This is a genomic window from Bacteroidota bacterium, from assembly GCA_008933805.1.
In the GTDB taxonomy this organism is placed as follows: domain Bacteria; phylum Bacteroidota; class Bacteroidia; order UBA8524; family UBA8524; genus SB11.
This window is the reverse complement of the sequence record WBUH01000002.1, coordinates 1-14143: the sequence shown is the minus strand read 5'-3', so window position 1 is coordinate 14143 and position 14143 is coordinate 1. Positions and strand designations below refer to the sequence as shown.

Genomic DNA, 14143 nt, shown 5'->3' with positions numbered 1-14143 from the left:
CCGTGGTTTTTTGTTTTATGCTGATGGTGTAGCACCCGTTTGCATTTTTTGCAACTAATCCGTCTTGGTTGGGTTGCAATCAGCAAAATCTGCTAAAACAAAAAAGGGTTCACGCAAAATGTGATTAAAAAGCCCTTTTGCAAGCCTGCAACTTTGTCTCATGGAAACCGCATTTTTACAAAACCAACTAACCGAGTTTATTGTATTACACATCATCGCCTTTTTTGAGGGGCTAATGGTTGTTAAAGGAGGTGTTAAAGTGAACTACACCCGCAAACTCAATCACTTTTTTGTATTCTTCTTACCCTTTATTATCAAAATCTACATTCCCTTTACCGAAAACCTGCTGACTATGATTTTGATGGTGGCCATCAGCATGGCTACGTTTATTATCTACCTAAAACCCGTACGTACCCGCATACCCTTGTTCGGGATGATGTATGCCGCCTTCGACCGTCCTGAAGACCGCCCGCATACCATGAAGTGGCTGTTTACCCAATACCTGGCTACTTATATGGTGGCTGTGCCCTTGTACTTTTATTTTCACAGCATCGGAACTTCTCAACTTTTATTGATAATTATATTGGTAAATGCCATTGGCGACGGCTTGGCAGAACCTGTTGGGGTTACATGGGGTAAGCATAAATACAAAGTAAAAGCCTTGTTTACCCGCCAAACCTATACCCGCAGTATTGAAGGCAGTGCGTGTGTGTTTATTACCGCTGTGATTGTGCTGTTGTGTTTTCACCAATTATTTACAACGCCACAGTTAATCGCTGCATTGCTATTATTCCCTATTGCTGTAACATTGGCCGAGGCGTATTCACCCCACACGTGGGACTCTCCTTTTATCTTTTTGGCAGGCGGATTGGTATTGATTGCCGTTATAAATTTTGATTTCGCTTCGGTTTTTAATTACTACGAAAATATTATGCAAGTAATTCGCAGTGCCGAAGAAGAAGTATATGCAATCGCTGCCCCTCCTACCGGCAGGTAATTAGCCGCTTGAATCTATTTAACCTGTTAAATGATACACAGTAAATGAATACTGGCACACTTATGGCTTCACAACTATTCTGCAAAGTTTCGCTACCTTTGCGGCGCTTTTATGATAATTGAAGTATTAAAATCTAAAATCCACAGGGCAAAAATCACGCAAACTGAATTGCACTATGTGGGCAGCATTACGCTGGACGAGGACTTAATGGACGCTGCAAACCTGATTGAAAACGAGAAGGTGCAGATTGTGAACATTAACAACGGCGAGAGGTTTGAAACCTACGTAATTAAAGGTGAGCGCGGAACCGGAATGGTGTGCCTGAACGGACCCGCAGCCCGCAAAGCGCAAAAAGGCGATTTGGTAATTGTGATTTCATACTGCCAAATGGACTTTGAAAAAGCCAAAACCCACAAGCCAACCTTGGCTTACCCTGATGATAACAACCGCGTGATTAAATAACACGTTCCATGTCGGCAACCTTAAAAAAAGTACTCCGTTACACCATTTTCATCGGTATTAGTGCTGCATTCATTTATATGGCCTTTCAAGGCGTTAAGATGGATGAGTTGATTGAAAAAATAAAAGGTGCCGAACTTAGCTGGGTGCTGGCTGCCATTGGTGCGGGTATAATTAGCTGTGTAAGCCGTGCTTTGCGCTGGCAAATTATGGCTGAACCCTTGGGCTACAAAACCGGTTTCTGGACCACCTTTCATGGTATTATGGTAGGCTACATGGTAAACTTTGCCATCCCTCGCGGGGGTGAGGTAGCCCGTGCTGCTATTATCTCTAAAACAGAGAAAATACCGCTTACTACCATGATTGGTACCATTGTAGCCGAACGTTTGGTGGATTTGCTGTGCATGGGCATTGTATTGTTATTAGCCATCGGCCTGCAGTTTGATACGCTGCAACAGGCGTTCAACTTGTTTTCGGCAAACAAAACCGATGCTGCAAGCAGCGGCCCAAGCCTGATACAAATTGCAGGTATTGCGGCTGTAGTAGGTTTAGCAGTGTTTTTTATCTTCCGTAAAAAAATACAAGCACTGCCTTTGTATAAAAAAGCACTTGATTTTATAAAAGGCTTTGCCGACGGTATAAAAAGCCTTCTTACTATTAAAAAACCGATACAGTTTATCTTCCACTCAATTGTAATTTGGGTAATGTATTACCTGATGGTGTACTTGTGCTTTTTTGCACTGGATACTACCGCACATTTGGGTTGGGAAGCAGGTTTAACTGTATTGGTAATGAGTACCATTGCAATTTTATTACCTGCCCCGGGCGGTATGGGCACGTTTCACTATTTTGTTTCGCTGGGTCTTACGCTGTATGGCATTGCCGAAAACAACGGAGTGGTGTACGCAACCATCGCCCACGCATCACAAATGATTATGTTTATTGGTGTGGGTAGTGTAAGCATGATTCTTTTACTGATTTTACAACGCAAACAATTGGCGGGTGAATCTTCATCAGAAAATACAAAACAAGGTAATTAATACCCCCGAACAGCTTGAAACCCTGCTTGCCGATTGGCACAGTAAGGGCTACAAAGTGGTGTTTACCAACGGCTGTTTCGATTTGCTGCACCGCGGCCACGTGGATTATCTTGCCAAAGCCCGCGATTTGGGTGATGTGTTGTTTTTAGGATTGAATACCGATGCAAGTGTAAGCACCCTTAAAGGCCCTCACCGCCCGATACAGGACGAGCAAAGCCGTATGCAAATTATGGCTACGCTGGAGTGTGTAGACGCTGTAATGCTGTTTAACGAAGAAACTCCTTACGAACTAATAAAGAAAGTGCAACCCGATGTTTTGGTAAAAGGTGCCGATTACAAGCCTGAAAACATTGTGGGATATGATATTGTTACTGCCAAAGGCGGCAGCGTTATCACGCTTGAATACCTACCCGGTTATTCAACCACGGGTATCGAAAAGAAAATAAAGCTGGCTTAATAGTCCTCCCCTTACTACAGATTTCCAACTAAGCTGGTAATCAAACCCTTCTCCGTCCAACAAGTTCATTGTCAAATTGAGCGCAGCGAAATTTCCTATCAGAAATGTGTTAACGGATACCCGAAGACACATTTGTAATAAGATGCTTCCTTCGTCAGCAGGACAGATGGTTGTTTGGCACTCGTCATGTTGAACTTGTTTCAACATCGCATTACTAATTCACGATGAATGCTAATGAGTTCCCGAAACAAGTTCGGGATGACGGCGGCAGCATCCTTCTAAAAGCTCAGGAAATCCGTCGCACAGTCACCACTGTCAAATTGAGCGCAGCGAAATTTCCTATCAGAAATGTGTCAACGCGTTGCAAACACACATTTGTAATAAGATGCTTCCTGCGTAAGCAGGACAGGGTAAATACAAAACTGCTTTGAAGTTTTGTACACTCTTTTGTATAAACTAATAGGATATGTTATCGTTGCCCGAAAGGAATAGATGCGGTACCGTCTGTAATGGTATATGTCCAGCCGGTAAAAGGGTCTCTGATTTTGCAGCTGAATGCTACCTGCGCCATTCTAAAAGGCTTGCCCTCAAATATCACATCTTTTACAGATTGAATTTCAAACTTTGCCCACTGCGGCTGTGGCGAGTACAATGAATAATACTCCTCAGAGTGTCTGTAATCGTTGTATATCACAATTATTTCATTGGCATTAAGCTTAAACGGCCATGAACTTGTGTACGCAAATTTATATCCACCGGTAGTAATAGAGTGTGCCAGCTGCTCTTCAATAGTTCCAAAATTATTAAAGCTGTCAATAAAAGTTATTTGCAACCCGTGTTCGTTATCAAGTGCATTAATCTTAAATACAAACTCAGTTAGGTTGCTGTCAATATTGTGCTTTATAGTAGTAGCGTACGATACGCCCTCACCCGCAGCCATTTCAACAGGTACACCGTCAATTTTTGCCTTCACCCAAATTTGAGGGGTCTCCTCAACAGGTTGGGGCAATTCCTTTTTAGTGCAGGCAGCAAGTCCCAAAAGGGCAAATGCTAACAGCATTAGAAAGGCTTTACCGACGTGTTTTTGAAACGACTTACTTACTTCCATTTTTATTAAAACCCGCTAAAGGGCAATACAGCGTGTCCGTCTGAAACAATGTACTGATTACCGTTATCAATACACTTTACATTACAGCTAAACTTTACTTCAGCCAGTTTACAAGGGTTGCCGCGTTCATCCACTGCATCTTTTACTGATAGTACTTCAAAGCTTGCCTTTGATGATGACCCGTATTGATACATTGGAATTGACGAGTATTTATAATTCTTTTCCTTATCAGTGTATGAAATTATTACCTCGCTTTGTCTGAAGTAATATACAGGATAAGAATTAGAATATGTAAATCTGTACTCTCCTGTTTTCAATGTATTAGTCAAGTCTGATTTTAAATCGCCTATCGTATCGTTGTAATTGTTAAATGTAATCTCAACTGACTTTTTGTTATCAAGCGATTCTATCCTAAAAGTAAACTGCCGAATATTGCTTGATGTGTTGGTATAAATAAAATTATTAGCAAACACATTTTGCTCACCCACCTTAAACTCAAACGGAAACCCGTTCATTTTGCACTTCATCCAAATTGCAGGCGTACCTTCTTGTGGTTCGGGCAGGTCAGTTTTCTTGCATGCACCAAACAACAATAACGTTGCAAACAATATGGCTACGTAATTTTTCATTTTATCTGTTCAAATTCAATTTCAAAAACACTTGCACATCAGCAGGCAGGTGTTTTTTGCCATCATTAAAATAGCTGTTAATAGTTAAATCGTTTAATTGCTGATGGTAGCGCACTCCTATACTGTACATACCGGGCAGTCTGTATTCGTATCCTGCCGATAAGCCAAAGCCAAACCTGCGCAAATCTTCATACACGCCTTTTTCGGTTGTGGTTTTCTGTACAGTTTCACTGCTGTTTTGCTTGTTTTTCACCACTTCGGTTTGTGCATTTACAAGTATTGATGATACAAGTCCTGCGCTAAACTTATGGTTTGCCGATGCAGTGTAATTAATACTTACCGGCACTTGTACGTAATCAAATGATTTTGTTACAAGGAAATAAGTAGTAGTAGTTTTTTCAAAGAAATAAGTGGTTTGGGTAATGCTACGGCTAATGCTGTTGCTGTTTCTGCGCAGGTACGATGCTTCTAACCCTACTGAAAAACGGGTGTTGATGGCACGGTTAACAAACAAACCTGCATACAAACCGCTACCCCAACCTTTTCCTCCTGTATTGCTAATGATGGGGCTAAAGTTTGCACCTATTGCCAAGCCATAATTCCAGCTAAATATGCCGCGTTTTGACCCTTCGCTGCGGCGTGCTGCCTGCAAAGCCTCAAAAGTGTTAAATGATTTTTTAGTTTCAGCATCCACACCCTCATCGGTAACTACATACCCATCTATAGAATATGGTTTTGAGGCCAAAAGTCCGTTTAAGTAGCTTTGCTTTTCAAGCATTGTTTGTGTTTCAACAACGGCTGGTGCATCAACAACAACTACGGGTTCAGCAACCTCTTTGTTGTCATCCACAGTTACAGCAGTAACAGCCACTGAAGGTTGTTCAGGCTGTTCAGCATCATCATCCCCTACAGTTGCTGGAGGAGTAGTTCCTTTTTGTTTATTGTTGCGAGGTGCTGTAGTTGTTTTGGTGATGGTTGTATTATTATTATCCCCTGCATTTGCAGCTGTTACATCAGTTGCGTTAGGGGTGTTACTTGCTTGGTCTTGTGTTTGGGCATTAATTTGTTCGCTGCTGTTATCAGCTGCTGGAGCTTCAATAGTTGTTGCTGCCACATTAACAGGTTTTTGTGCCAACGAACCGTTGGTTGAATTGTAGCCTGACACATAGGCCACAACGGAACCTGCCAGTACAATAGCCCCTACCACGCTGGCCAATATGTACCGGTTTGCGTTTTGCAGTAAATGCCCTGAAGTGCCATTATCAAGCATCGCCTCCATACGATCCCATGCCCCGGGAACATACGGGCTGCTTTGGCCTTCAAGGTTATCCCTGAAAAACTTGTCTATATCATTCATGTTATTGTCCATAACTTGCTTCTACCTTATCCTTTTTTTTAATAAGCATCTTTAACTTCTGCCTTGCAGCATGAAGGTAAGTGCGCGATGTAACCTCTGAAATGTTTAATTGGTCGCTGATTTCCTTGTGAGAATATCCGTCAATAGCATACATATTAAACACTGCTTTTGCCATTGGCGGCAATTGGTTAATCATTGCCGTCAACTCCTGCATATTAAATTTTGATATTACCGAGTTATCAGTACTACCATTATATATATCCAAATACTCAGTATTGGGGTAAATATTCTGATTGTAGTTCTTGTGCTCCTTAATAAAGTCAAGAGCCGTATTTATCACAATCCTTTTCACCCATCCTTCAAAACTACCTTGGTTTTTAAACTGTGCTATGTTTTTAAACACCTTAAAAAAACCAGCATTCAAAACCTCCAAAGCATCATCTTCCTGTTTCACATACCGCAAGCACACCGCATACATTTTGCCAAAAAAATACTCATAAAGCCTTTTCTGGGCCTTACGGTCATTGTTTCGACATAAATCAATTAGTTGCTCGTTCATCTTTGGCAGGTGTACACTTATTGACGATTGTTTTGGCAGGGATGTTGTTACTCCACCATAAAATTTTTTAAATCTCTACCATAAAGGTAGTGTTTTTAGTGACGAAGGCATTTACTATCAAGGGACAATCTGTATTAAACAAAAGTCCCATTGTAAATACCTTTATCTTTGCAAAGATAAAACCATGAGTAAAAAAGGAAAAATATTAGTGGCCATGAGTGGCGGTATTGATAGTACCGTTACTGCCATTATGTTGAAAGAAGAAGGGTACGAAGTGGTGGGTATCACCATGAAAACATGGGATTATGCCACATCAGGCGTTAACGGTAAAGAAACAGGCTGTTGCAGCCTCGATTCTATAAACGATGCAAGAAGCATATCGGTACAGCACGGTATTCACCACATGATACTGGATATAAGGGATGAGTTTGGCAATTTTGTGATTGACAATTTTGTTGATGAATATTTGGCAGGCCGCACCCCAAACCCCTGTGTATTATGTAATACCCACATTAAATGGGAAGCCTTACTACGCCGTGCGGATATGTTGGATTGTGAGTTTATTGCCACAGGGCACTATGCTAAGCTAAACCAAAACCCTGACAACGACAGGTATTATATATCACGCGGTAAGGACTTGAATAAAGACCAATCGTATGTATTGTGGGGCTTGGCTCAAAAAAACCTTGCCCGTACCCGTTTCCCTATGGGGCATTACCACAAAACCGAGATTAAGCAAATGGCCATTGATATGGGCTATAGTGAACTTGCTAAAAAAAGCGAGAGCTACGAAATTTGCTTTGTACCCGATAATGATTACCGCAGCTTTTTGAAAAACAAAGTTGAAGGGCTTGAAGAACGTGTGAACGGCGGAAACTTTGTGCGTAAAGACGGTACTGTTATTGGCAAACACAGAGGTTATCCGTTTTATACTATCGGTCAACGAAAAGGACTTGAGATAGCTGTGGGCGAACCTATGTTTGTGGTTGACATTCAACCCGATACCAATACTATTGTTTTGGGACCTCAAGAAGAGTTGCAACGCAACGGTATGTGGGTGCGCAATCTTAACCTGCAAAAGTATGGTGAGATTGAAGGCCAAATGGATGCCTTAACCAAAATACGCTACAAAGATGCCGGTAGCCACGCAATGATTGAGCAACACGATAACCGCATGAAAGTGCTGTTTAACTCAAAAGTAAATGCTATTGCCCCCGGACAATCGGCAGTATTTTATGATGGTGATGATGTGATAGGCGGCGGATGGATTGAATCGAGCTTTGAAGTATAAGTTCACTAGCCTTTACAGCTAGCTTTTAATACATATAAGAAACAACCTTTATTGATGAAAAAGATTTCAGCAGTCATACTATTCCTTCTTCCAATGTTTGCTTTTGCAGGCTATGGAGATACCTTAAAATTTTGGGTACAGTTTACCGATAAGAAAAACAGCCCATACAGTATACAACAACCTGAAGCTTTTTTATCAAAAAAGGCCATTGAGCGCCGTGCCAAGTTTGGCATTAAAATTACCGAAGAGGATTTCCCTGTAAACCCTGATTACTTGAAAAAAGTAACCGCTACAGGCGTGCAGGTCTTAAACACTTCACGTTGGCTAAACGGAGTTTCAATACAAACCGCAAACAACGATGTTATTAAATCACTAATGGCATTGCCGTTTGTAAAAAGTATTGATAAGGTGGGGCTATACGATAGTAAAGACAACTCACGCCTTGAATACCTGATGGAAATGTTGATGGCTGTAGGCGAAGAAGAACCCCTTACCACCGACGGTGAAATGCAACCGGCTATTGAACTTACACCCTATAATAAAGAGTATTACGGAAAAGGGTTTAATCAAATTGAGATGTTGAACGGGGCTGCTATGCACCGCTTAGGCTTAACCGGAAAAGGGGTTACCATAGCCGTGCTTGACGGCGGTTTTATGAACGTGAACAAGATAAAAACCTTTCAGCACTTATATACCAACGGGCAACTATTAGGTACATGGGATTTTGTAAAACAAGACAGTAACGTTTACGACGATAACAATCACGGTATGAATGTATTGTCGTGCATGGCGGCGAGAACTCCCGGTAAAATGGTAGGTACTGCTCCCGATGCATCATACTGGTTGCTGCGTACCGAAGATGCCAATACTGAATTTCTGATTGAAGAATACAACTGGGTAAGCGGTGCTGAATTTGCCGACAGTGCCGGAGTAGATATTATCAATTCATCATTGGGCTACAGCACATTTGATGATAACAGCACCAGCCACAAATACAAACAACTTGACGGAAAAACCAGTGTAGCCAGCCGTGCCGCAGGCATTGCCGCACAAAAGGGAATTATTGTTTGTAATGCGGCGGGTAATGAAGGTAATGACGAATGGACTTATATAGGTGCCCCTGCGGATGCAGAAGGTATTCTTACAGTTGGCGGTGTAAACGCCGATAGTACGTTTGCCGATTTTAGCAGCTACGGCCCTACTGCTGATGGCAGGCTAAAACCCGAAGTAACTGCACAAGCAACACAAGCCTATGTAGCTACCGTTGCCGATGTTTTTGTGCCCAACCAAGGTACTTCGTTTGCATCGCCCATACTATGCGGTATGGTAGCCTGCTTGCGTCAGGCAAACCCCAACAAAACGGTACAAGAGGTAATAGCAGCCTTGCAACTTAGCGGCCACCAGTTTGCCTACCCTGATACCGCCTTTGGAAACGGCATACCAAACTTTATTAAAGCAAACCGTTACTTGGGCAATGATGCTTCTTTTGATTACGACAAAAACAGCATTGAGACTGCTCCTCCCAAAACTTTTAATAAAGCTTTCGGGGTTATTGTGTACCTTACCAAAAAACAGAAAATTGATGCCCGCCTTAATACAACCGCAGGGCAAACTATCAGAACGTTTAATACCCAAGGGTTTGAAAAAGGCTTCAATAAAGTTGTTTTTACTGAGCTAGACGGCCTTAAGCCCGGCACATATCAAATAGAAATTAAAATCGGAGGAGCTACCCACGGTTTTACTTTAACCAAAGATTAATCCACTTCATCAAAATAAAACAACATTTTTGGCCGTTTTTTTGTCTGTTTGTGGGGACCAATACTTATGCAAACAGTACATAAAAAGTTATTTATATCCATATTTCTTCTAATCATTAGCGCCGCTGGGGCTTACGCCCAAAAGCAGTTAACGCTGAGCGGTAAAATAACTGACGACCAATCGGGCGAAGTTTTAATAGGAGCTACCGTTTTGTGCATGGGTGCTGATACATTAGGCACTACCACTGATATTAACGGATATTACCAACTCTCCGTTCCTGCTGGCCAATACAACGTAAAAATTTCTTACGTAGGGTATAAATCAGTTACCGTACAATTGGATGTAAAGGCCAATACAGGCAAGAATTTTAAGCTTGAGGCGGAAGCAATGAGCGTGGGTGAAGTTGAGGTGCAAGCCGAAGCCAGCGATAAAAACGTGAAAAGTATTGAAATGAGCACTGTTTCGCTATCAGGCAAAACCATCAAGCAATTGCCTGTTATATTTGGTGAAACCGACGTACTGAAAAGCATTACACTATTACCCGGTATTAAAAGCGGCGGTGAAGGAAACACGGGCTTTTACGTTCGTGGCGGCGGACCCGACCAAAACCTTGTGATGTTGGATGAAGCCGTAGTGTACAATGCTTCTCACCTCTTGGGTTTCTTCTCTGTATTTAATGGTGATGCCGTTGAAAATGTGGAAGTAATAAAGGGCGGTATGCCTGCCAATTACGGGGGACGTTTATCCTCAATTGTTAATGTGGGGATGAAAGAAGGCGATGTGTATAAAACCCGTGTAACGGGAGGTATAGGGCTTATTTCATCACGTTTGCAGATAGAAGGCCCCATACAAAAAGAAAAAAGTTCGTTTGTGGTAAGTGCCCGCCGTACCTACGGAGACGTGTTGGCGCGTCCCTTTTTGGCGGATAGTATAAAAGGTAACAGTCTTTATTTTTACGACCTGAATGCAAAACTAACGTTCAACCTCGGTCCAAAAGACCGCTTTTATGTTATCGGTTACATGGGCAGGGATGCTTTTAGGTTTGTAAACAACCGTGTAAATAAATTCACCTTCTCTGTAAACTGGGGTAACAAAATTGCCGGCGTACGCTGGAATCACACCTACAACTCTAAACTTACCTCAAACCTTAGTGTCATCTACAATGATTATGATTTAAGATCAACTGCCGAGTTTCTTAGCGGTTCATTAAATGTATATTCAGGTTTGCGTGATGTTACCTCCAAACTCGATTACTTTTATGTGCCCAATAAAAAGGTAAAAGTAAAATACGGAGCGCAATACATCTACCACACCTTTATTCCGGGCATTTTATCAGCACAGCAATCGGGAGTTAATATCAACCAAACCATCAACCGCCAATTTGCACATGAAGGCGCCGGCTATGTATCGGTAGATTATGAAGCCAGTCCTCGTATTTACATAAATGCAGGTCTCCGCTATTCATTGTTCGACCAAATCGGACCTTATAAACAGCCTCTTTATGACGAGTTAGGCGCTCCCACAGGAGAAACTATTGAGTATAAAAAAGGGGAATCGATAAAACTATGGCAAGGTGCCGAACCTCGTTTTTCATTCCGTTATTCAATAGATGCTACTACATCTGTAAAAGGCTCTTACACCCGCACCCTTCAATACTTGCACTTAGCCACCTCGTCATCGGCAACATTGCCTACTGATTTATGGGTGCCCAGTTCAAAATTGGTGAAGCCGCAGGTTGCCGACCAAGTTGCCGTTGGTTTGTTTAAAAACTTTAAAAAGGATGAGTACGAAACTTCTATCGAGGCTTACTACAAACCCATGCAAAACCAAATAGAGTTTAAGCCGGGGGCACAACTGTTCTTCAACCAAAACCTTGAAAACGAAATGGTGTTTGGCAAGGGGCTTTCGTACGGTGTTGAGTTTTTGATAAAGAAAACACGGGGCAAAACAACGGGTTGGATAGGTTATACATGGAGCAAAACCACTCGTACTTTTAACGAATTTAATTACGGAAACCCATACTATTACCGCTACGACAGGCGTCACGATATATCGGTGGTGATTACCCATCAGATTAATAAAAAGTGGAATGCCAACTTTGTATTTGTGTACGGTAGCGGCAACGTACTTACTTTGCCACAACAGCGTATGACGTATAATTTCGGGCTGAGCACACAATCGCCCCTACCCTATTTTAACATTGTTGACCGATATGTAGATATTGCGAATTTCAGGATGCCCGCTTATCACCGCGCTGATGTATCGTTTAACTATACTCCCAAACCTGACAATAAGAAATTCCAAAGCAGTTGGAATTTTTCGGTGTACAACTTGTATAGCCGCGCCAACCCCTATTTTATCTATTTCGACCCTGATGTAGCCTCACAAACTGTAAAGGCCCGCATGGTGTACCTATTCCCAATTATCCCTTCAGTTACATGGAATTTCAAGTTTTAACCCTCATGAAGTCATTAAAAAACATCGCATATATATTTACAGCTGGTTTACTTTTTACTTCGTGTGAAAAAGAGATTGAGGTAAATCTTCCCCACGCCCCTTCCGAAATTGTGGTTGAAGCTTACATTAACCAGCTAAACCCGCTGTTTAATTACGTAATTCTCTCTCGTACCGTTGACTACTTTAACCCACAGCTTGATTTGTTGGGGGTAAAGGGTGCACAGGTTTACATCACAGAAGGTACTTTAAATGGTACTGACACCACGTGGGATATAGCCAACAAAAAACAGCTTATTGAGTTAGCTCCTGACTCTATACCCGGTATCTATTTCAACCCTTTACTCACAGGTAAAGAGGGTAAACTGTATAAACTTGAAATTACTGCTGAAGGTAAATACATACACGGTATCACTACTATTCCTGCGCTTATACCGTTAGACAGCCTTACTTACGAAGTGAAAATAAACCCCGATAATAATAAAGATACCGGCAAGTTTATGACCATACACTTTATGGAGCCCACGGCTACAGGCAATAACTACCGAGCAATGTACCGCATTGGCGGTGATACAAACTATTTTGGATGGGGCAGCATTTTTGACGGCGATGATGTATTTAATGATGAGATTGTGAACGGCGTTTACCGACGTTTTACTTACGGGCGTAACTTTGATTTTGACGATACTATTAGCTATTACTTTAGCAGTATTGACCGACCTGCTTACAATTTTTGGCAATCATACGACCAAGCACGCAACAATGGGGGGCCGTTTGCTACACCCGTGCAGCTTAAATCAACGGTAGTTGGAGGTATCGGCTCGTTTACCGGTATGGCTGTATCGTACAAGAAACTTATCATCAAGCGTAAGTAAACCTTTCTGTCTATTACTTTTGTGTAATGGACATTGAACAACTTAAATACCCTATTGGGAAATATACACCCCCTGAGACTATTACTACTGCTCACATTGCTGAGTGGGCAACCTCCATTGCAACACTTCCGCAACATCTTGAGGAAGCCGTTAAAGGGTTAACCGAAAGCCAGTTAGATACTCCTTACCGCCCCGACGGCTGGACAGTGAGGCAAGTAGTTCACCACCTTGCTGATAGTCACATGAATGCGTTTATCCGTTTCAAATTGACTATAACTGAAGACAACCCTACTATTAAACCCTACTTTGAAGACCGTTGGGCGCAATTAGCCGACTCATCAATGCCTGTTGATGTATCTATAACTTTGTTAAAAGCACTACACGCCCGATGGATTGTTCTGCTACAATCGCTTTCTTCGGATGATTTAGAAAGAACCTATTTCCATCCCCAATACCAATATACGGTTCCGTTGGCAAGGGTTGTAGGATTGTACGCATGGCACAGTAACCATCATTTAGGGCACATTACTGCTTTAAAAGAACGAAACAACTGGTAACTCCTTTTCCCGATAAAAGTAAAAGGGCGGCCTGCTATGCGGGCCGCCCTTTTGTATTTGATTAGAATACTTGGATTAAATTTATTATCGCAACAAAGTAACAGTTCCGTAGAAGCTGTATTGTTTGCCTGAGAAGCTGGTAACATTCACCACATAGGTGTAAACATCCTGTTGTGCAAAGTCTCCTTTGAACTGACCGTCCCATCCTTCGTTGATATCGGTTGAGTAGTACACTTTCTCACCCCAACGGTTGAAGATATAAATCTCAAACCCTAAGAACCCTTCTGCAGTTACGTAGAAACGGTTGTTACGTTCAGGTCCGTATTTGTTAGGAGTAAACGCGTTAGGTACAAACACGGTGATATCAGGGTTGATAGTCAAGGTGTCGATGTGTACCGATTCACAACCCATGTCACTGGTAATGGTTTGGGTGATGATGTATTTACCGGTATCGGTAGGGTATTCAAAAAATGGGTTCTTAGCACTGCTCTTACTGTTAAGAGGGTCACCCAATTCCCATTCGTATTTGCTGATAGCTCCCTGTCCGATTGTACTCATGTCTGTAAAGGTGATATCGGTAGCTGCCACTGTAGTTACTTTCC

General features: G+C 42.0%; 14 protein-coding genes. 9 read left to right on the top strand and 5 right to left on the bottom strand.

Annotation, left to right across the window (positions count from 1 at the left end; translation table 11 throughout):
• Positions 1-160 precede the first annotated feature (160 nt).
• The 4 genes from F9K23_02240 (at position 161) to rfaE2 (ending at position 2953) form a co-directional block, all read left to right on the top strand.
• Positions 161-997, top strand: coding sequence for a hypothetical protein (locus tag F9K23_02240; GenBank protein ID KAB2917989.1), 837 nt, complete (start codon positions 161-163; stop codon positions 995-997).
• Positions 998-1108: 111 nt separating this feature from the next.
• Complete coding sequence (locus F9K23_02235; protein KAB2917988.1) at positions 1109-1459, top strand: aspartate 1-decarboxylase; 351 nt, start codon at positions 1109-1111, stop codon at positions 1457-1459.
• 8 nt (positions 1460-1467) lie between these two features.
• Positions 1468-2496, top strand: a complete 1029-nt coding sequence (locus tag F9K23_02230; GenBank protein KAB2917987.1) for a flippase-like domain-containing protein — start codon at positions 1468-1470, stop codon at positions 2494-2496.
• Positions 2459-2953, top strand: coding sequence for a D-glycero-beta-D-manno-heptose 1-phosphate adenylyltransferase (gene rfaE2, locus F9K23_02225; GenBank protein ID KAB2917986.1), 495 nt, complete (start codon positions 2459-2461; stop codon positions 2951-2953). The genes F9K23_02230 and rfaE2 overlap by 38 nt, the downstream gene beginning before the upstream one ends.
• Positions 2954-3422: 469 nt before the next feature.
• On the opposite strand, the gene F9K23_02220 is transcribed toward rfaE2, so the two are convergent.
• Genes F9K23_02220 through F9K23_02205 form a run of 4 tightly spaced genes read right to left on the bottom strand, consistent with a single transcriptional unit; the run spans position 3423 to position 6606 of the window.
• Entirely contained in the window at positions 3423-4061 is a 639-nt protein-coding gene (locus tag F9K23_02220; protein ID KAB2917985.1) for a hypothetical protein, read from the bottom strand.
• Between the two features lie 5 nt (positions 4062-4066).
• On the bottom strand, positions 4067-4690 hold the full coding sequence (locus F9K23_02215; GenBank protein ID KAB2917984.1) for a hypothetical protein: 624 nt from the start codon (positions 4688-4690) through the stop codon (positions 4067-4069).
• 1 nt (position 4691) lies between these two features.
• Positions 4692-6059, bottom strand: coding sequence for a PorT family protein (locus F9K23_02210; protein ID KAB2917983.1), 1368 nt, complete (start codon positions 6057-6059; stop codon positions 4692-4694).
• Positions 6049-6606 carry an RNA polymerase sigma factor gene (locus F9K23_02205; protein ID KAB2917982.1) on the bottom strand — a complete coding sequence of 186 codons (558 nt, stop codon included), beginning with the start codon at positions 6604-6606 and terminating at the stop codon, positions 6049-6051. Before F9K23_02205 ends, F9K23_02210 begins: the two co-directional genes overlap by 11 nt.
• A 184-nt stretch (positions 6607-6790) precedes the next feature.
• Here F9K23_02205 and mnmA point away from each other — a divergent pair, with 184 nt between their 5' ends.
• The 5 genes from mnmA (at position 6791) to F9K23_02180 (ending at position 13541) form a co-directional block, all read left to right on the top strand.
• A complete protein-coding gene (mnmA, locus tag F9K23_02200; protein ID KAB2917981.1) occupies positions 6791-7897 on the top strand; it encodes a tRNA 2-thiouridine(34) synthase MnmA in 1107 nt (368 codons plus the stop codon).
• Positions 7898-7951: 54 nt separating this feature from the next.
• Entirely contained in the window at positions 7952-9655 is a 1704-nt protein-coding gene (locus tag F9K23_02195; protein KAB2917980.1) for a S8 family serine peptidase, read from the top strand.
• Positions 9656-9721: 66 nt separating this feature from the next.
• Positions 9722-12112 (top strand): TonB-dependent receptor, encoded by a 2391-nt coding sequence (locus F9K23_02190; GenBank protein ID KAB2917979.1) that lies wholly within the window; start codon positions 9722-9724, stop codon positions 12110-12112.
• Positions 12094-12984: a DUF4249 domain-containing protein gene (locus F9K23_02185; GenBank protein ID KAB2917978.1), complete on the top strand. Its 891-nt coding sequence runs from the start codon at positions 12094-12096 to the stop codon at positions 12982-12984. Before F9K23_02190 ends, F9K23_02185 begins: the two co-directional genes overlap by 19 nt.
• A 26-nt stretch (positions 12985-13010) precedes the next feature.
• A complete protein-coding gene (locus F9K23_02180; protein KAB2917977.1) occupies positions 13011-13541 on the top strand; it encodes a putative metal-dependent hydrolase in 531 nt (176 codons plus the stop codon).
• A gap of 84 nt (positions 13542-13625) precedes the next feature.
• Here F9K23_02180 and F9K23_02175 read toward each other — a convergent pair.
• Positions 13626-14143: T9SS type B sorting domain-containing protein (locus F9K23_02175; protein KAB2917976.1), on the bottom strand; the 518-nt coding region annotated here is incomplete at its 5' end.